Below are 19,365 nucleotides of genomic sequence, written 5' to 3' on the forward strand. Positions count from 1 at the left end.
TATAAAATTCCATACTTTATATTATCGCATTTTTAGAGGGAATCAGACAAAAATAGATTACAATTAAACCCTAAGCTATTCGGGTTTGTTTGTCTAACCTCTTGTCCATAATGGCTAAAGAAATAGGTAAAAAAGTTTTTAAAAACTAGAAAGAACATAACTATAAAAAAGGTAACTGTAGGAAATGGGAAAATGTACTTGTAAGGTTTTTAATCTTTATGTTTCTTTACTGTGAATTTGAAATAATAAAGGAAATGGATTTAAGGAGTGTAGGGGATGAATCAAGAGCTTTTTCAACAAGTACAAAAATACTTAGTTGCTACATTTAATCCTTCATTTATCTTGATATTTGGATCATTTTCCAAAGATACGAACCGTTAAACTTAAAGGATTATACAAAACAAATCTTAGCATATTAAAAAGCTTGTTTACTCTCTTAGAACGAGATGTGAACAAGCTTTTTAATTTTATTGGTATTAAAATTGTTCAAAAGGGATTCCTTATTAAATAGCTAAAGTACTTTAAACGACGAAGATCTCCACAGAATCAAGAGGCACGCAAAGGAATTTTTAGAGTGGTAAGTAACAAACCATTAAAAAGAACCACTATTCAAAAAAGGTCTGAGCATTATTAAAGCTAATCGCTTTAATTAATTCTCCAGCCAGCTCCGCGTCGTCAGGTATCTCTCCATCAGCCATCCATTCCCCAACCATTTGGCAGAGAATTCGCCGGAAATAATCATGTCTTGCAAAGGATAAGAAGCTTCTTGAGTCCGTTAACATCCCGACAAAATGCCTAAAGACACCAATGCTTGCCAAGCTTTTCATCTGACGGCGCATTCCATCCTTTGTATCGTTGTACCACCATCCAGAGCCAAGCTGCATTTTACTAGGAATGCCACCCTTCTGAAAGTTCCCTAAGGTCGCTGCAATCATTTCATTTTTTGTCCAGTCCAGATTGTAACAAATCGTTTTAGGAAGCTCCTCTGATTCTTCTAACCGATTAAAGAATGCATTTAACGGTTCGGCAAACAAATCATCCTTCATCGAATCAAATCCACTATCAGGTCCAAGCTGTTGGTACATCTGCTCATTATTATTACGGATTGGGCCGATATGTAGTTGCATCACCCATCCTTTATTCGCATACGCCTTTCCCAACTCTTCTAAAATAAAGGAAGCTAACTTCTGTGTCTCCATGATAGTTAGCTCCTCCTTTTCATAGAGACGTTCGAATAAAATATGAGCTTCTTGAGCGGATGTCACTAGAAAGTGGAATGTTCCAATCCCATGATCACTCGCCCGACAGCCATGTTCGTCAAAGAAATCAATTCGATCTTTTAAGGCTTCTAAATAGGTGTCTAGATTCGTAATTTCCCTTTTAGTCACTTCCGCTAACTGCTGAAGGAAAAACCAAAAGGATTCTGTTCCGACCTGAAGGGCTATATCTGCACGAAATGTCGGTAGCACCTTTGTTTCTACCTCATGATTATGAGCAATTTTCCTATGTGCTGCCAGTGTATCCGTTATACTATCTGTTGTAAAAAGGGTATCCACTTTTGCTTCTTGCAGAAGGGAACGAACCGTTATTTCTCTTTGTTGAAGCTTCCGGTTCGCTTCCTCCCAAATCTCTTCTGCCGTATTTTCATTTAATAATTGATCAATCTTAAATGTCTGTTTTAGCTCCATATGAGTCCAATGGTATAAAGGATTTCCAAGTAATTGTGGGACAGTTTTCGCCCATGCAAAGAATTTATCCTTATCACTGGCATCTCCTGTAATAAAGGTCTCATCCACTCCACAAGCTCTCATTGCACGCCACTTATAATGATCACCCTCTAACCACAATTGCGTGATGGATGAAAAAGTGGCGTCCTCTGCAATTGCGACTGGGTCGAGGTGACTATGAAAATCATAAATCGGTAAGTCCTTAGCATAAGAATGATAGAGCTTTTTGGCATATTCATTTTGAAGCATAAAGTCTTGATGAATGAACATTATTGTATAACTCCTTTTTCCCCTGAGCGAATTTCAAGTCCATTGACTATAAGCTTCCGCGTCTCAGTAGGTACTACTTTAAAGATGGCCTCGTTGTATGGGAGAAAGAATCCTGATTCCTGTACATCGGTTGTGACTAAAATGGCTTCTGAAGTGGTCACCATTTTTAAATGAATAAGAGCATGCTTCTTTTCCCAGTTAGCAGAAATGCCATCGTCTTCATAAAGCGTATACTCACTCTCATATCCACTAGAGGTCGCTGGAAATAATAAAAATCCACGTTCATCTTGATCTTTATTCTTAAAAGTCCTTTCCGCTGTATTAATCGGTATTATCGACCCTGCTTTAACAAGAAGAGGCGTCTCATCATCAGGTGCAGGTAGATAGACGTCAGAACCAGGTTCTACTGCTGTCCCTCTGTAAAAATCAAACCAGCCACCTTCATGCTTAGGGGCATAGACTTGGCGTTCCGATACCCCCTTCTCAACAACGGAGGCTACAAGGAAGGCAGGTCCAGCAAGAAAATCATCATTGTCCTCCCACGTACGTAAATCCTCCTCAAAGTCCAAGAAAGTCGGTTTCATAATAGGCTCATATGTGGTTCTGGCTTGATAAAATGCTGTATACCAATATGGAGTCAACATCGAACGAAGCTGAATTAATTTCCGAATCGCTGTAGTGGCCTCTGGATACATCCATGGCTCATTCACGGTTTCATCTTCGTTCCAAGAATGAATCGTAAATCGAGGGTGGAATATGCCATTTTGAACCCAACGTACAAAAAGCTCCTGTTCTGGTTTTGGACCTGCAAAACCCCCAACATCATGACCATAATTGTAAATTCCAGACAAGCTTAATCCAAGACCTGTCTTATTATTGTAACGAATCGTTTTCCATTCCGTCCGATTATCCCCTGTCCATGTTTGGACATAACGTTGCATCCCTGGACCACCCGAACGGGAAATAAGAAAAGGTCGTTCCGTTTGTTGAAATTCTGTTTGAGCTTCAAAGGAAGCCTTCATCATTAATAACGGGAAAACAGCACGAATCGTTTGGAAAGGTAACTCATTCCCAAAACCATTCACTACTGCCTGTTTATTCCATATTTCGTACTCATTGTTGTCATTCCATGTTGACGTAATTCCATACTCTAAGAGCTGCTCTTTCACCTGGCTTTTCCACCAGTCATAAGCCTCTTTGTTTGTAAAATCGAGGTAAGAACCCCCGCCATCCCAAAACTGAGCCTTCTCTGTATCGCCTTTGCCATCTTCAATAAAATAACCGCTCTGCTTGAGCTCTTCATATTTCGGATGTCCAGCTAAAAAGGCAGGCTTAATGTTCGCTGCAAGCCTTAAACCTTTTTCTAAGAAATCAGCAGCAAGTTTTTTTGGTTCAGGGAATTTTTCCTTATTCCAATGAAAGACAAAACGTTTATCTTCAATAGATGTATAGCCAGATGATAATTGGAAGGAATCACATAGAATGTCATGCTCTTCACATAGATCGATAAATTCAGCTACTTGCTCTTGGGCATTAGGTGCATCCGTATAGCTCATTGTAGAACCAGAATAACCTATACTCCACTTCGGTGGTAACACGGTGTTTCCAGTCATCCAAGAATACAACTTTACTGTATCAAGCACCGTTTCTCCTACAATCATATAATAATCAAGGTCACCAGATTCCGCTTCAAAATAACGGTATAGATTATGATAATTATCTAGTTCCCTTCCTAAATCAAAATAGCCTGGGGCCAGATTATCGTAAAATAAGCCATAGGAAAAAGCTGTTTTTGGATTCCGTGTAATATAAAAAGGAATATGCTTATATAAAGGGTCAGAGAATTGGGCATCATAGCCCATCGCATCAATCGTTATATTACGAAAACGACCATGGTGACGGTTCAACTCCCCCGTTCTTTCCCCTAAACCATAATACTGCTCATGGATGTCTCTTTTTAAATAATGCTTTAACGAAGAGCCTAACTCTCCATTAAAGTTATAAGCCTGTGTTTGTCGATCACTAGTAAAAAGACGCCATTCTCCATCACTCATTGTGTACCAAGTCATCCGAAGCCCTTTTTTATTGATAATCACCTTTAAAGAGCCTGTATAAATAGCAAATTGTTCGTTCGTTTCCTCTAAGTCAAAAGGAGGACAAGTAAATCCTTCTGTACTCATGCGCGGACGTCCTTGAACCTCGACATCATCACTGCCTGGTGCAATGCTCCACGTCACAGGTAGTTCAAGACCTCCATCCCGCTCTAGTAATACACGAAAAATGTTATCCTCAAGGACAAATACATATGCATGTACATGAGCTTCTTTGCAATTAAAGTGGACATAATCCTTCTCTTTATCTATTAGTAAAAATTGATATTTCTCTTGAATATTCAATCTTTTTCTCTCCTCTCAACTTACATTAAATCTGCGAGTGTTGGTAACCATGTACTTAAGAATGGGAACATCGTAACAAGTAGTAAAACAATAATGACCGCTGCATAGAATGGCATTAATGGGCGTACGACTTCCTCAATCTTAACGCGACCAACGGTACTCCCAACAAACAAGGCACTCCCTCCAGGTGGAGTAATGTTTCCAATACATAAATTCACAATTAAAATAACGCCAAAATGGACAGGATCCATGCCAAATTCCATCACAACAGGCAAGAAAATTGGGGTGAATATTAAGATAGCCGGAGTGACGTCCATAACAATCCCAATAAGTAAAAGAATTAAATTAATTAACAATAAGATAAGAAGTGGATTATCCGTTAATGATAGAATCGCCGAACTAATCGCACTAGGAATTCCTGTAAAAGCCATCACCAGCGAAAGCATAGCCGATGTCCCAATCAAGAACATAATCACAACCGTTAGTTCAACCGCTTCTTTAAAAATCCCTGGTAATTGTTTTAACGTCAAGCTCTTGTAAACAAAGGATAAGAGGAGGGCATAGACGATCGAAATAGCTGATGCTTCTGTCGCTGTAAAAAACCCACCTATGATACCACCAATAATAATAATGACAAGAAATAAACTAGGCACTGCATTCCAAATGACTTTTAAGGGGTGAATGGCTGTTTGATTCGGAATAAACGTATATCCTTTCTTTTTAGCAATGATATATGCCACGACCATCGTTGCTAGCCCCCATAAAATACCTGGTATGTAACCAGCCAAAAATAAAGCCGCTACCGATGTTCCACCACTTACAAGTGAATAAATAATAAATAAACCTGTTGGTGGGATGATTAAACCCGTTGGTGCTGAAGCGATATTGACAGCTGCAGAAAACTTACGGTCGTATCCTTCCTTTTCTTGAAGAGGATGCATCACTTTTCCGATTGCAGCAGCAGATGCAACAGAAGAACCCGCAATTGAACCAAAGAGCATATTCCCAACAATATTAGTATGTGCTAATGAACCTGGCATTCTACCAGTTATTAATCTAGCAACATTTACAAGCCTTAAGGCAATCCCGCCTTGATTCATAATAATCCCTGTAAGCAAAAAGAAAGGCACTGCTAATAAAGTAAAACTATCAATCCCAGTTACCATCTTCTGTGCTGAAGTAAAAATGGCTGCATCAAATGGAGCAATAAATAACATCGTGATAATCGATGCTCCTGCAACACTTATGGCAATAGGGACGCCAATTAAGAGCAAAAGGACAAAAACAACAATTAAACTAATTCCAGCAAATAAGGCCATTTGAGTCTCCTTCTTTTTTCGAAATATTGGATGGATATGACAAACTTAACTATCTATCATCGCCCCGTGTTTACCAGTAATTAATTCCGTTAAACAAAACCATGTAAGCAAAAGCCCAGATATAGGAAGTGATAGATAAATATAACCCATTGGAATCCCCAATGAAACGGTTTGTTGAGCCATCGTTAGTGAAACAAGTTGAATTCCGCCATAAACCATCACAACTAATGCAAAGGTAAGTAAAAACAATTGAACGATCATTTGTACGACTCTTCTTGCCTTTTCTGACAAACGCTCAACCACCATCCCAATCGCAATATGCTTTTTCATATGAAAGGCATAAGCACCACCAATCATCGTCACCCAAATTAACGAATACCTTAAAAACTCTTCTGAAAAAGTACTCGGTGCATTTAAGACATAGCGACTTAATACTTGCCAAACAGCAACAAGGACCATGATGGCAAACATGCTTGCAGAAAAAGACATGATAATTTTTCCTAATGTTTTATTAATCGTGTCAATCAATTGATTCCACCCCCGCCAATCATGTCTTGAATCCTTTTATAATACTCACCCATTACCTCATCTTCTCGAACTCGTTCATGCATCGGTTCTACAAGCTCACGAAACGCCTCCTTATTCACATCTTCATGAAACGTTACACCCATTTCTTTCGCTTTTTCAGTCGAATCTTCTATTTCCTCGGCCCAAATTTCTTTATGGTATTGGGTAGATTCTAGGGCAGCCTCCGTAATAATCTCCTTTTCTTCATTACTAAAGCTATCCCAGCGTTGCTTACTAAAGATTAATAAGTCAGGAACAATCGCATGCTCCGTATAAGAATAGTCCTTCGCTACTTCTCCATGATTATTGGCAGTTAAAGCGGTTTCATTATTCTCAGTACCGTCTATTACCCTTTGTTGCAAAGCTGTGTATACTTCACCAAAAGCCATTGGAGTTGGTGCTCCGCCCATTAAGCGTGTCATCTCAATCGCCGTTTCACTCGGTTGTACCCGTATTTTTAACCCTTGTAAATCACTCGATTCCAAAATGGGCTGATTAATCGTATACATATTTCTCGTACCTGCATCATAATAAGTTAAGCCGAAAAAACCACTATCAGAAGTTGAGTCATAGATATCTGTCGCTATACTACTTTCCATCACCTCATAATAATGTTCGGTTCCTTCAAATACGTATGGAATGCTAAACAAAGCATAGACAGGTGAAAAACTTTCTAAAGCGGTTGCACTAACTTTTGTTGCATCGACCGCACCTGTTTGCGTTAATTCAATAGCCTCCCTCTCAGAGCCTAGTTGTCCATTTGGAAAAATCTCAAATTGTAAAGTTCCCCCACTCTTCTCCTCTACTAATTCTGTAAAATAAACGAGAGATTTGTGAATGGGATGACTCTCATTCATATTATGAGGTAACCGCATCACGGTAACATCACTTGAAACCCCAACTACAGACGAACATGCACTCAGAAAAAGAACAGATGCACCTACCAGAAAAATCAGAAATTGACGCATAATTTGCTCCCCCTCACAAAATAACAACGTTGTTATTTCATACTATAAATGAAAACGCTATCGATTTCAATGAAAACGTTGTTATTTTTTTGTAGAGTACGTAAAATAGATATAGACAGTAAAAATAGTTTGATATTTAAATCAATGAGGAGACAAGTTGTATGGTCACCATTAAAGATATAGCAAAAGCGACAAATGTAAGTTATTCGACCGTATCTAAAGCTCTTAATGATAGCCCGCTTGTTAAGCCCGAAACGAAACAAGCGATTATTGCCAAAGCAAAGCAGCTCGGATATACACCTAACTTTGCGGCCAAACATTTAGTAACCAAAAGAACGAATACGATCGGGCTCGTCTGGCCTGCGATTAACCGAGTTGCTTTAACTGAACTAGCTAGTCAAGTTAACAAGAAAATGAGAGAAAAAGGGATGCATATGCTCTTGTCCATCAATGACCCGATGGAAGCAATTGAGTTATTTTCAAACATGCGTAGCGATGGGATTCTCTTATTTGAAGAAGATATTGCTCAAAATCAATTACCTGCTCACCTTGATATTCCTTTACTATCTTATGGTGTACCAGGAATTAACCAGTTTCCAACGGTCGGGGTCAAGCATGAAGATGCCATGGAGCTCGCTGTGACAGAGCTTGCTCGTCAAGGTCATAAAAAAATAGGCTATGTTGGGATTATTGATGGCCTTGGTAGACGTCAACAAACAAAACAAAGAGGATATACGGAAGCGATGCAAAAGCGGGGGTTATCACCACTTTTTATTCCAACTAAAGGACTCGATGTCATAAATGGCTCGCAAGCAACGACGTCCTTTTTACATGCTCATTCATTACCAGAAGCCCTTATTTGTTCAAGTTATGATATTACAATTGGTACGATATCAGCTCTACGCCAAGCAAATCTTTCTTTTCCACGTGATCTCTCTCTTATTTCTTATGACAATATTCCACAGCTAGCTGAGTTAGAGGTCCCTGTTTCCGCCGTTGGTGTTCCCGTCGAGCAATTGGCAGAAGCACTCGTCCAACAATTATTAAATTTAATTAATGGCCAATTTCAACAGGAAAGCCTTGAGCTTAGCCCTGAGCTCGTTATTCGTAAGTCATCTATCAAATCCTGAGTGTTAGAATGATTCATGATTCATTTAAAGAAAGACTCTTCATAGCCACATGGGTTGAGGAGTCTTTCTTTAGAACATGTATCAAGTTTAAATCATGAAAGCGAATCTCTTGGCTTTTTAAAAGTATGGAGTATTTGCTCTCCTTCTTTCTCGTCCAATGTTTCAGACAAGCTTTTGCCCTTTTCGTTTGCCTTACGAACGATGTCTAAGCCAGCTTCTGTTTTACCTAACCTCACAATACGTCGGTCCTTCTCATCGGCATCCGTCCCGTTAAGTATATTTTCTTAATTATCAAAATTACCCTTACAAAAATAAAAACCACCCTTTATAATTAGAGTTATCAATAATCGAGGAGGTCATTTACATGCGAAATTTAGTGAAGATAATCACACCAACATATAAGGGTGAATCACTAATTTAAAATGTAAACATTTCCCCTTATATGTGTTTAACTAACTAACACAAAAGGGGTAATTTATGAATTTTCCATTTAAAAGATTTTTTTCGTATTATAAACCGTATTTAAAATTATATATAGCCGTATTAAGCTGTGCTCTTATCGTCTCGTTGTTGACTTTGGTCATTCCACTTCTCGTACGCTACATTACGAAAGAAGTTCTAGAGGGCGACCTTTCGACGGCGTTAAATGAAGTGTATTGGATTGGTGGATTGATGCTAATTATCGTCGCCATTCAAACGCTTGGCTCTTACTTTGTTGATTATAAAGGTCATGAAGTGGGAGCTCGTATGGAAACGGATTTGCGGAGTGAGCTCTTTGCTCATATGCAAAAGCTTTCCTTTAGCTTTTATGATAAGGAAAAAACTGGTCAGCTCATGTCTCGTATTACAAACGACTTGCTGCTTTTGTCCGAATTGTATCACCACGGTCCAGAAGACTATATCAAGTACCTCGTTCGCTTTATCGGAGCATTTGTGATTTTGTTTATGATTAACGCTCCCTTAACGATTGCGGTATTTTGTTTTCTTCCACTGTTAGCTGTTTTCGCCTTATTTTTTAATAAGATGTTATATAGGGCCCTTAAAGACAACAAAAAACGTATTGCAGATGTAAACGCACAAGTTGAGGATAGTTTGGCAGGAATCCGTGTAGCCAAGTCGTTTGCGAACGAGCAGATGGAGATCAAAAAATTTAACAGGGAAAATAATCGTTTTCTTATTAGTCGAAAGAAAACATACAAGACTGAGGCACTTTTTTACAATAGCTTTCAAACGGTTATCCAATTGATTTCCGTTACGCTCATTATTTTTGGTAGTGCAAATATCGTGAATCAAACGTTAGATTTAGCTGATTTAATTACCTTCTTGCTGTATATCAGCTTTCTGATTGAGCCGATTCAAAAATTGACACATATGAGTACCCAGCTTCAAGAAGGATTAACAGGCTTTCAGCGCTTTATGGAAATCATGAAGATGAAGCCAACGATTGAAAACAAGCCAAATGCCAAAGTTCTAAAGGATGTATCCGGTGAAATTGAGTTCAAACAAGTCTCCTTCCGATACGATGAGCATTTAAATGACGTTTTCTTTAATCTTTCACTTCATATACGTTCTGGAGAATATGTGGCCTTAGTAGGACCATCTGGAGTAGGTAAAACGACTTTATACTCGCTTATCCCACGCTTTTATGACGTGACAAACGGTGAGGTTTTACTAGACGGGATAAACGTCCGTAATGTCGACCTACAATCTTTAAGAAAAAACATTGGTGTTGTCGAGCAAGACGTTTACCTTTTTGCCGGTACGGTCATGGAAAATATTCGTTATGGAAATCCACAAGCTACCGAAGAAGAGATTAGGACAGCAGCCAAGCTTGCCAATGCCGATGACTTTATCATGAGCTTGCCAAATGGATACGATTCTGAAATAGGGCAACGGGGAGTCAAACTGTCTGGTGGCCAAAAACAACGGCTAAGTATCGCACGTGTATTCCTAAAAAATCCAACTGTTCTAATTTTCGATGAGGCAACAAGTGCACTAGATAACGAAAGTGAAAACATCGTAAAGGAATCACTGGAGCGATTAGCAAGAGGCCGAACAACCATTGTGATCGCCCACAGGCTTTCTACGATTAGAAATGCCAAACGAATTATCGTTTTAACAGAGGACGGGATTGTTGAGGAAGGGACACATGATTCATTACTTTCTAGGAATGGAGAATATGCACACCTTTATTCCAAACAATTTGAACGATTAAGTTAAACTCTAAATAATAGTGCCTGACCCCGATTACTGTGCAGTATAACCGGGGTCAGGCACTTCAATTATAGGGAATTGCTTTCATTCTCAAAGGGGTCAATCCACGCACCCGTATAGAGTGCGACAGCAGAGGCTTTGAAGCTTGCTCTTTTCCTTTATTATAAGTCATCTCTAACATTAAAACTTGGGTAATATTTACATATGCATGGTAACTATTCTATAATTACTGATAATTCGCTTAAAAGGTAATTTAACTCTTAAAATACCAAAGCAAGAGAAAAACTACTACAATAATTGCCCAGATAATCATGTTTAATCTATAGCGATTCCCCTTGTATAAATTAGCAATAAGTGACGCAACTGCACCTAAGCCTAAAATTATCATTACAAGAAATAAATCTGACATCATGACCTCCCAAATTCGAGCTATTACTATATATATTGTACTCGTTTTGCCCTTTCATATGCTAGATAATTCGGAAAATAATACCAAAATATAGAAAGGATTATTCTTTATTGAAAGTTTTTTAATTACTTGAAAAGTCGTTAAGAGTAAGGTTCTTAACGACTGTTTTATAATTATTATTTATCATAACTTCTTTCTTCCTTTTTACACTTGTTGTTAAATCTATTAAGTATCCAAAATAAAAAGCACTGGAGCTCTCCCAATGCTATTATTCATTATATTTTTTCAAATTGTTATCAGTTAACCTCATTCACTTTCTCTCCTCTAACCCGATTCACCAAAGGAGGAGCTCCACTAATATGCGCCTCCACCACATCTCCATCTCTAATAACGACCGAACCAGGAGTTCCAGTCATAATGATGTCACCAGGAAGTAATGTCATAACCTTCGAATGAAATGCAACCAAATACCAAGGGTTATATCTCATATTGGCGACAACATCTTGATGTTCTAAGCGCCCATTTAATACTGTCGAGACCTCTAAATCAAGAACCTCTTCGTATTCGTCAATCAATAAATACGGGCCAAAACTTAAAAAGGTATCGAAGCTTTTGGCACGGGTGAGGTATCTTTGATTTTCAGCATGAATATCTGCCTCGGTCATATCAAGAACGGTTGTAAATCCTAATACATATTGACTTGCGTCTTCTTCTTCAATCTGTACGCATTTCTTGCCAATAATAATGCCTAACTCGGCTTCTGCTGTTGTATTCGTTGAACCTGTTGGAATCTGAATCGTGTCCTCCATTCCGATAATGCTCGTATCTGGCTTCATAAAACTAACCGGGGAAAGATATGTTTCGTTTTTATTTGGCCTTTCCTGCAAATAATTCATCCCTACACCCCAAATTTTTCGAGGACGCCGATATAGTGGGGCAAATTTCGCTTGTTCAAAAGGGATTGTCTCACAATCACGCAAACACTCCTTCCCTCCAGTGTTATACCAATCTTTTAGTCCATCGATTTGACCTGATTCAATCATTTCAAGGAGGCTCGTATTCCAATTTTTTTGGTCTATTTCATTTAGAGTTTCCATTAAGACAAGTCCATCATCTCCGGCAATAGCAGCTGTTTCTTTATCTTTTATTTTCAAGGTAGCTAGCTTCATCTTTTACGCTCCTTTTAAAATCGTTTTATATTTTTTGTTCGCTTTGTTGAGTAATGTTGTTTTTGACCCAATTTAAAAGGCGTAAATCTTGCCCTGGACCGGCAATAATCGATAATCCAACAGGGGTCCCATTTATGTTCAGTAAAGGTAAAGTAACTTCGGGAAATCCGGTCAAACCACTAATACATGTCATTTGTAATGTTTTGTTTCGCTGCACTTCGAGTCCTTCTCCTTCTGTTTGTAATAAAGGAGCGACACCGGGAGATGTTGGCATAAGAATCACATGATCCTCACCAAGTAGCTCTAGCACATGTTGACGAATTTGCTCTCGTTTTAATCGTGCCTCTTCAGCCTCTTCCTCTGTAACCGTGCTCGCCCACTTAAACCGTTCGGCAATGTCAGAACCGAAATTCGGATTCACTTTTTCAATCCAAGCTCCATGAGACTCCCATACTCCAAATCCTTGAAGTGTTCGAAACGTCGTTAACCAATTTTGCAAGTTCCCCTCATCAAGCGTTATATAATCAACTTGATTAATAGATTGTTGGAATTGCTCAACAATATTAGCGAATGGTTCCTTCAATTTTTCATCAACAAGAGCAAGAACATCTTGCGGAATAATCACTTTAGAAAAAGGATTTGTGTTTCCTACTTGATCTAGCAAGTGGGTGCCAACTTCATATAATAATTCTGGAGTTCGGGCCATCCAACCAACTGTATCATAGTAACGAGCTAGCGGAATGACGCCATTCATTGAGACCGCTCCATGCGTCGGTCTGATTCCAAAGATTCCACAATAACTCGAAGGAATTCTGACAGATCCTCCTGTATCCGTTCCAATGGCGAAGTCGACAAGCTCGGCTGCTACTACGACAGCAGAACCACTTGATGAGCCTCCCGGAATACGCTCAGGTGCTTTTGGATTCACTGGTGTCCCATAATGAACATTCTCTCCGTTTAAACTAAACATTAATTCATCCGTATGTGTTGTCCCAACTAGCTTGGCTCCTTGATTGATTAATTGCTCAACCACCTTTGCATGCGTAGTGGCAGGAAGATGTGTTTGTTCCCAATCAGGATTACCCGCTCCTGTCACAACCCCTTTGACATCAAATACATCCTTAACTGCAAAAGACGCCCCACTGAGTGCTCCCTTTTTATTAGGGCCATCACCTGTTACACCGATGTGTTTAAATGCATTCCATTGATCGTTCATCTGCTCTCCCCTTTTCCTATTTCATTCATTTCATTTAATAACTCGTTTGACTAATAAGCCCTGAACTTTGCCGCATTTTTCGTAACTTCAAGGCAACTTGTAATTCTAAACTACTTTCTGCATTCTCAAAATCCATATTTAATAATGAAGATATTTTTTCAATTCGATAGACAATCGTATTGTAATGAGTAAAAAGCTGTTCTGCTGTCTTCCTAATATTACGATTGGATTGAAAATACGCCTCTAACGTTTCAATATACTCTTCTCTTTTTTTAGGTTGAGCTTCTAGTGGACCTATTAGATCATCTAAATAGTCATCTACCTCTTTAGTTTGAGGCAATAAATACAACAAGCGAAATAGGTGTAAATCTTTATACGTAATGATTCTTTCGTTAAATATAAATTTCTGACTAATGGTTTTTACATTCACCGCAAGTTGATAACTTTTAGTGATGTTCTCCATTGAATGCACAGGTTCGCCAACACATAATCGGTAATCGAGCTGGTGTTTTTTGAATATAGGAGATTTCTCTAACTCGGTATGAATGATTTTAATCGTTTGTCGAAGAAACGTTTTTGATTCTTCCACAACAACGAACACATATTCATCATTTAAAATTGTACTAAGCACCTTCCCATGAAGAGGACTTGATACGTTTTTCATAAAGTAATGAAGCTCTTCTCCTGTCGTCAAAGTGTCTCGTTTTTCAGTGGCAAGAATGAGGACTTGAAACCATTTATCTTGTAAATCTAAATCAAATGAACTCGTTCTTACTTCTAGATCTCTACTCGTTAATACATCTCCAATTAGCAAATCCTGAACAAATTGATTCAAATATTTTTTCTCGATTTTTTTTCGAGCTGTTATATTAGCTAACTCCATGTTTAAAAGGGAACTAATCTTTTCAATCGTTAAACAATCTACTTCTGTTAATTTATAATTCGTTTCGATACATGCAATAAATGGAATATAGCTTAATAATCCTTCATTCGCTAATGGGGTAGAATAACACCGAAACGTCTCATCCCTCATTTTGATCGTCGTGATGCCAGTTCCCGTCTTTGATTCAATGTCCTCGGCGACCTTAAACACTTCACCCGAATCTAGCACTTCCTCTATTAAAGGAGCTATAATATTCCCTTCTAAATCATAAACAATAATCGGGTTTCCCATTAACTTTTCTAAATCGTAAATGACATCTGAAATCGCGTTGCCTTGCATGATTTGTACAGTAAACTCTTGGACACGGTTATAAAGAGTAATGAGATGCTCAGATTCTTTATTAAACACTTCCTCCATCGCGATCCGAACGATATCCGAAAATATTGCATAGGGAGGAATCTGAATAACGGGGAAATGTAATTCATTTGCCTTCTCAATTAAACTCTCAGGAATCGTCGGGAGAAATCTTCTCACTTTAATCCCGATTCCTGCCACTTTTTTCTCTTGTAATCTTTCAATTAAGTTCACAAATTCATCAGGGTTATCACGAAATGGGTATCCATTCGTCATAATGAACTCACCCGCTCTAACCCAATCTAAAATATCTGGCCCTCCAATAATGTTGACACGGCTAATCAGTTTCTGTGTGTTTGTATGTCCAGCAACGACCTCAGCACCCTCCAGTGGTCCGAGTTTTAACAATTCATCAATGCTGAGCCCTCTCTTTTCTACTTCTTCAACCATTTTCATCCTCTCCTACAAAGGCTCTAAAGTTGATCGTTTCTTTCATAAGCAGCTCTTACACTCTGCTCTCTTTCATAGACGAGTTTTCCTGCAACCACCACAAATTCTCTCGGTGGTACAGAAGCAACAGCATGTTCCAAATTCATCGCCGACACTAACATAAAATCAGCCGGAGCACCTACACGTGGTACGAGCGACTGTTTAGTTGCAAATCGATAGGTTCCAAGGAGCTGATCGTCTTCAATCCACTGGAAACGTTCCGCCAATCGGTTCATTCGCCTAAGCATGTCACCATCACCAAAAGGAGACCAAGAATCGAGAACATTATCCGTCCCGATTTGGACATCGACCCCTAATGCGGCTAACTGTGGCACATTCGGCATTGGACGATCAATGGGAACATTACTAATGATCGCTACTCTTTGCTCTTTTAATCTTTTGGCAAGTTCGCTAGACTCAGATTCGGTTACGTGACCAAGACAATAAGCATGACTAACAGCGACACGCCCTTGTAACCTAGCTTGCTCCGTCTTATCCATCATTCTATCGATCGTATATAAACCTAGATGCCCTGGGTCATGTAAATGAATATCCACCCCTTTATTAAACTCGGTCGCTAATTCAAAGACGTGCTCCAAACAAGACTCAATCTGATGATCCAACCCACCTGGGTCCACTGCTCCAACAAGATCAGCCCCCATTTGCATCGCTTCTTTCATGATGTCAATCGATTTAGAGCGAATGAGACCTTGTTGTGGAAAAGCAACAATTTCAAACTCAATGCTGTCCTTAAATTCCTCTCGCACTTGTAAAATGGCTTCTAAATGAGCAAGGCCAAGAGCTGGATCAATATCGACATGTGTTCGAATTTTCGTCGTGCCATGACGTAACATAATATTTAGTAATGTTCTTGCCCGCTCAAGCACATCCCCTTGTAGACTGGCCAATAATTCCTTTTCTCTCCGTAAGTGGTTTGGCAATGTATCAATCGCGGTACGGGAACGCCACGTTTCTCCGATAAAATGCTTATCCAAATGGCAGTGCCGATCGGATAATGTCGGTAAATAAAGCAATCCTTTAGCGTTCCATCCTTGCTCCCCTATTCCTAAGCTCGAATCATCTCGTTCTACGGCGGTAAAGAAACCATTTTCCATTTCTAGTCTGTAGAGATGCTCCCCTATTTTGACTTGCTTCCAATATGTTTTCATCTCGCTCTACCCTCCATAAAAATCACGTTGTGGCTCCTTTCAAATGGTTGGTTACTTGTACCGTTGTTTCGGCCACAAGTTTTCCACTCTTGTACACTCGCTCTCTTTCCGGCCTTGTATAGAGCAATGTTCTGATGTCCATCACTGGGCAAATAACCAAATCCGCGTCAGCTCCTACTTGTAACCCGTACTGTTCAAATCCAAGCGACTGAGCAGCTCCACTTGTTACCATGTCGATTAATTGCCTAGCATCTTGTTCACTTCCCATATGACTCGTTTGGGCCAATAAAAACCCTATGTCTAGTGGGTCTGCCGTTCCAAAAGGAGTAAACGCATTTTGAATATTATTGCTACCGTAAATCACCTTGACCCCATGTTCTAGCAAAAGCTTTACCGGAGTCAGTCCTCTTCTCACACACTCTTTATCGCCACGGCCATTTAAATATAAATCGGTTGCTGGAAGAGAAATAACCTGTATGTCAGCTTGTTTTAATTCCTTCGCTATGAATGCCGCTTTCTCTTTCTCAACAGAACCAAGTGAAGTCAAATGTCCAACTGACACACGACCTTGTTTGCCAAACTGATGAGTAAATCGAATCACATCCATGATCGCTAACTCATCCGAGTTATCAGAAAAGTCGACGTGCAAATCAACAGGTTTTTCGTATTTTTTAGCTAGACGAAAGACAAAATCAAGATGCTTATCTAGGTCACGGTCGTTATACGTAATTCCCCCAACGACATCGGCCCCCATTTCCATTGCCTGTTCCATCAATCCTTCTGTTTCTCCGTCGTTAAAAATGCCTTCTTGAGGAAAGGCCACGATTTGAAGGTCAATGCTATCCTTCACTTGCTCTTTTAAAGCTAAAGTTGTTTCCATTCCCATTAATCGACTAATGGGATCAATCTCAACATGACAGCGCATTCTCGTCACACCTTTAGCCACAGCTTGACGAATGACTCGAAGCGAGCGCTCTTCAATATCGGTTGCCGTAAATCCATGCTTCAATTCGGTTGTCTTCTCAATTGCCTGACGTAGTGTCGTGACATCTCCAGTTAATTGCTCTAACAAATACGCCTTATCCAAATGAATATGACTCTCAACCAACCCCGGAAGCAATAATTTCCCACCTAAATCAATGACTTCTTCTGCCTTAGGAGGGTTCTCTGTTGATGGCTTTAAATAGGCAATCTTTCCATTACGAATTCCGATATCGACCCAAGTTGGAAAAGTTGGATTAAAACAACGAGTAAATAATATATCCATACCGTATCAGCTCTTTTCTACTTGAAAATCTCTTATCAAACCAATCCACTCCTCACTCGTTGTGAGAGCCCCAATATGTCGTTCCATATTTTTTAAAGAAGCTTCATATACATCCTGATAAGCACAAGTGGTTGCATCCTTTATTAAGACGACATGAAAATCTTTTTCGTGAGCATTGCGTGCGGTTGACTCTACACAGACATTCGTATTAATCCCACATAACACCAACGTTTCAATTTTCAAACTTTGTAAATATTGTTCAAGACTGTTATTTGAAAAGGCACTGTAGCGATACTTTTTAAACACTTTCTCGTCGGTACTTGGAGTTAACCGACCATACGGCTCACTCCCCCATGACCCTTCTCGGCAACTATAGGGATGCTTTTTGGCGACTCTCCGCTCTTTCCAAGCTGACTTCCCGTCATTTTCGTCATTATGTTCCATCCAAACAAACACAACCGGTAATTGGCTTTCTCTCGCTGCCTCCATCATGTTGTAAATAGTCGGCTCAAGCATTTGATAAGGCGTCACATCAAAACCAGCTTGATCAAATGCACCACCATCCGCGACAAAGTCATTTTGCATATCAATAATAAGTAAGGCTGACTTTAACGAACAAAGCCTCGCTGGATCATAATTCATTTTTATCCCCCAATTATAGAGGCGACTCAAAAGGGCAATGATACCCTTTCAGTCGCTTCCGAATTCCTCACTTTTTAGCAGTCAACCGTTTTAAATAGAGCGACTGACTTCCATACTCTCCGTTAGTCTTGAGGCAAAAACTCATTCGTAAAGTATCTTTCAAGCTCATAACGTTCTGAAATCAAGTCACTTTCTTCTAAAATATCAAGCGTTTGTTCCATGTTTTCTGGCGACATCCACCCATAAGGAACCCCATCAAATAAAGCGATTTCCTCTAACCTTTCAATTTGTCCTTTCGCGGTCTCCACATCGGTTGCCTCTGGGAAAAGCTCTGCAGAAATTTCGGCTGCTTCTTGCGTGTTTTCAAATGTGTATTCAAACCCTTTATTTAAAGCGGCTAGAAAACGTTTCACGGTATTAGGGTTTTCTTCCATAAACTTATCGTTGCCAATAATCGTCAGACTCGCTAAATCAAACCCGTAATCGGCTAAATAAAGCGGCGTTAACTCAACACCCATTTGCTGTTCAAAAACGGGGTACTCATTGGTTGAGAAAATAGCGACTGCTTCAACATCTTTATTTAAAAACAAACTATTTCTCGCCGATGTTTCGACTGGTAATGATTTTACTTTGGATTCATCCACTCCATTGCTCTGCAGAAAGTTTGGAAAAACATTCGTTAAAGTAGATGAAATCGAAATCGAGATACTCTTGCCCTCCAAATCCTTCGGTGTCTCAACAGGCGAATCAGGGTGTGACACAATTAAAAAGGGGGAACGGCTCATATAGGAAGCAATCATTTTAATCGGCATTCCTTCGACTAATCCTTGAGCCGGTTCAACGGTCGATGTAATCCCAAACTCTTCCTGTCCTTGAGCAACAGCTTGCATAACCGATGCCGACCCATTTCCCTCTAATACCTCAACATTTAAACCGTACTCTTCAAAAAAACCTTTCTCCTTCGTGACAAATAACGGGGCAAACTCTCCTTTAAACTTCCAATTTAATCGTAACGTAACATCTGTCGTCTCCGGTGCCCCAATGCCGTCTATTGTTGATTCAGCCTCGAGCTCTCCATCCGATTCCGTTGTCGCCGACTCTGAATCCCCGCACGCCACTAACACAACCGTAAAAAGAATAGCCAGCATCATCATTTTCAAGAACTTCACCATATCA

The 19,365-nt window shown here is 39.5% G+C and carries 16 protein-coding genes; 2 read left to right on the forward strand and 14 right to left on the reverse strand.

The genetic code is table 11. The features are described from left to right. Positions 1-605: 605 nt before the first annotated feature. From uxaC to AA0017_RS14940, 5 genes are read right to left on the reverse strand one after another with little or no spacing between them, the layout of a single operon-like run. On the reverse strand, positions 606-1,997 hold the full coding sequence (uxaC, locus tag AA0017_RS14920; protein ID WP_413375648.1) for a glucuronate isomerase: 1,392 nt from the start codon (positions 1,995-1,997) through the stop codon (positions 606-608). After that, on the reverse strand, positions 1,997-4,393 hold the full coding sequence (locus AA0017_RS14925; protein ID WP_413375650.1) for a TIM-barrel domain-containing protein: 2,397 nt from the start codon (positions 4,391-4,393) through the stop codon (positions 1,997-1,999). Before AA0017_RS14925 ends, uxaC begins: the two co-directional genes overlap by 1 nt. 20 nt (positions 4,394-4,413) lie before the next feature. Then, positions 4,414-5,712 (reverse strand): TRAP transporter large permease, encoded by a 1,299-nt coding sequence (locus tag AA0017_RS14930; RefSeq protein WP_413375652.1) that lies wholly within the window; start codon positions 5,710-5,712, stop codon positions 4,414-4,416. Between the two features lie 45 nt (positions 5,713-5,757). Continuing rightward, positions 5,758-6,240 carry a TRAP transporter small permease gene (locus tag AA0017_RS14935; protein WP_413375654.1) on the reverse strand — a complete coding sequence of 161 codons (483 nt, stop codon included), beginning with the start codon at positions 6,238-6,240 and terminating at the stop codon, positions 5,758-5,760. Continuing rightward, complete coding sequence (locus AA0017_RS14940; protein WP_413375656.1) at positions 6,237-7,247, reverse strand: TRAP transporter substrate-binding protein; 1,011 nt, start codon at positions 7,245-7,247, stop codon at positions 6,237-6,239. Before AA0017_RS14940 ends, AA0017_RS14935 begins: the two co-directional genes overlap by 4 nt. Positions 7,248-7,408: 161 nt before the next feature. Between AA0017_RS14940 and AA0017_RS14945 the strand changes: the two genes are divergently transcribed. After that, the gene (locus tag AA0017_RS14945; RefSeq protein ID WP_413375658.1) at positions 7,409-8,377 is read left to right on the forward strand and encodes a LacI family DNA-binding transcriptional regulator; all 969 of its coding nucleotides are present in this window, start codon (positions 7,409-7,411) and stop codon (positions 8,375-8,377) included. Between the two features lie 92 nt (positions 8,378-8,469). Here the strand turns inward: AA0017_RS14945 and AA0017_RS14950 are convergent, their stop codons facing one another. Next, positions 8,470-8,613, reverse strand: coding sequence for a hypothetical protein (locus AA0017_RS14950; protein ID WP_413375660.1), 144 nt, complete (start codon positions 8,611-8,613; stop codon positions 8,470-8,472). Positions 8,614-8,854: 241 nt separating this feature from the next. Between AA0017_RS14950 and AA0017_RS14955 the strand changes: the two genes are divergently transcribed. Continuing rightward, positions 8,855-10,597, forward strand: coding sequence for an ABC transporter ATP-binding protein (locus tag AA0017_RS14955; protein WP_413375662.1), 1,743 nt, complete (start codon positions 8,855-8,857; stop codon positions 10,595-10,597). 247 nt (positions 10,598-10,844) lie between these two features. On the opposite strand, the gene AA0017_RS14960 is transcribed toward AA0017_RS14955, so the two are convergent. The 8 genes from AA0017_RS14960 to AA0017_RS14995 all read right to left on the reverse strand — a co-directional run bounded on the left by AA0017_RS14960 (position 10,845) and on the right by AA0017_RS14995 (position 19,361). Beyond that, complete coding sequence (locus AA0017_RS14960) at positions 10,845-11,000, reverse strand: hypothetical protein (protein ID WP_413375664.1); 156 nt, start codon at positions 10,998-11,000, stop codon at positions 10,845-10,847. A gap of 296 nt (positions 11,001-11,296) precedes the next feature. After that, complete coding sequence (locus AA0017_RS14965) at positions 11,297-12,169, reverse strand: fumarylacetoacetate hydrolase family protein (RefSeq protein ID WP_413375665.1); 873 nt, start codon at positions 12,167-12,169, stop codon at positions 11,297-11,299. 25 nt (positions 12,170-12,194) lie between these two features. Next, positions 12,195-13,385, reverse strand: coding sequence for an amidase (locus AA0017_RS14970; protein ID WP_413375667.1), 1,191 nt, complete (start codon positions 13,383-13,385; stop codon positions 12,195-12,197). Positions 13,386-13,419: 34 nt separating this feature from the next. Continuing rightward, positions 13,420-15,072, reverse strand: a complete 1,653-nt coding sequence (locus AA0017_RS14975; protein ID WP_413375669.1) for a PucR family transcriptional regulator — start codon at positions 15,070-15,072, stop codon at positions 13,420-13,422. Between the two features lie 23 nt (positions 15,073-15,095). Continuing rightward, positions 15,096-16,280, reverse strand: a complete 1,185-nt coding sequence (locus AA0017_RS14980) for an amidohydrolase family protein (protein WP_413375671.1) — start codon at positions 16,278-16,280, stop codon at positions 15,096-15,098. Positions 16,281-16,302: 22 nt separating this feature from the next. After that, complete coding sequence (locus tag AA0017_RS14985) at positions 16,303-17,547, reverse strand: amidohydrolase family protein (RefSeq protein ID WP_413375673.1); 1,245 nt, start codon at positions 17,545-17,547, stop codon at positions 16,303-16,305. 6 nt (positions 17,548-17,553) lie between these two features. Next, a complete protein-coding gene (locus AA0017_RS14990) occupies positions 17,554-18,189 on the reverse strand; it encodes a cysteine hydrolase family protein (RefSeq protein ID WP_413375675.1) in 636 nt (211 codons plus the stop codon). Positions 18,190-18,311: 122 nt separating this feature from the next. After that, complete coding sequence (locus AA0017_RS14995) at positions 18,312-19,361, reverse strand: ABC transporter substrate-binding protein (protein WP_413375677.1); 1,050 nt, start codon at positions 19,359-19,361, stop codon at positions 18,312-18,314. Between the last annotated feature and the right edge of the window lie 4 nt (positions 19,362-19,365).

The organism is Alkalihalobacillus phoenicis (assembly GCF_047302405.1).
Lineage (GTDB): Bacteria > Bacillota > Bacilli > Bacillales > Bacillaceae_D > Alkalihalobacillus.

What these genes read in the sequence shown, in the direction of transcription:
- uxaC (WP_413375648.1), bottom strand. Translation starts at nt 1,997, where the DNA reads ATGTTCATTCATCAAGACTTTATGCTTCAAAATGAATATGCCAAAAAG.
- AA0017_RS14930 (WP_413375652.1), bottom strand. Translation starts at nt 5,712, where the DNA reads ATGGCCTTATTTGCTGGAATTAGTTTAATTGTTGTTTTTGTCCTTTTG.
- AA0017_RS14940 (WP_413375656.1), bottom strand. Translation starts at nt 7,247, where the DNA reads ATGCGTCAATTTCTGATTTTTCTGGTAGGTGCATCTGTTCTTTTTCTG.
- AA0017_RS14945 (WP_413375658.1), top strand. Translation starts at nt 7,409, where the DNA reads ATGGTCACCATTAAAGATATAGCAAAAGCGACAAATGTAAGTTATTCG.
- AA0017_RS14955 (WP_413375662.1), top strand. Translation starts at nt 8,855, where the DNA reads ATGAATTTTCCATTTAAAAGATTTTTTTCGTATTATAAACCGTATTTA.
- AA0017_RS14960 (WP_413375664.1), bottom strand. Translation starts at nt 11,000, where the DNA reads ATGTCAGATTTATTTCTTGTAATGATAATTTTAGGCTTAGGTGCAGTT.
- AA0017_RS14965 (WP_413375665.1), bottom strand. Translation starts at nt 12,169, where the DNA reads ATGAAGCTAGCTACCTTGAAAATAAAAGATAAAGAAACAGCTGCTATT.
- AA0017_RS14970 (WP_413375667.1), bottom strand. Translation starts at nt 13,385, where the DNA reads ATGAACGATCAATGGAATGCATTTAAACACATCGGTGTAACAGGTGAT.
- AA0017_RS14975 (WP_413375669.1), bottom strand. Translation starts at nt 15,072, where the DNA reads ATGGTTGAAGAAGTAGAAAAGAGAGGGCTCAGCATTGATGAATTGTTA.
- AA0017_RS14980 (WP_413375671.1), bottom strand. Translation starts at nt 16,280, where the DNA reads ATGAAAACATATTGGAAGCAAGTCAAAATAGGGGAGCATCTCTACAGA.
- AA0017_RS14985 (WP_413375673.1), bottom strand. Translation starts at nt 17,547, where the DNA reads ATGGATATATTATTTACTCGTTGTTTTAATCCAACTTTTCCAACTTGG.
- AA0017_RS14990 (WP_413375675.1), bottom strand. Translation starts at nt 18,189, where the DNA reads ATGAATTATGATCCAGCGAGGCTTTGTTCGTTAAAGTCAGCCTTACTT.
- AA0017_RS14995 (WP_413375677.1), bottom strand. Translation starts at nt 19,361, where the DNA reads ATGGTGAAGTTCTTGAAAATGATGATGCTGGCTATTCTTTTTACGGTT.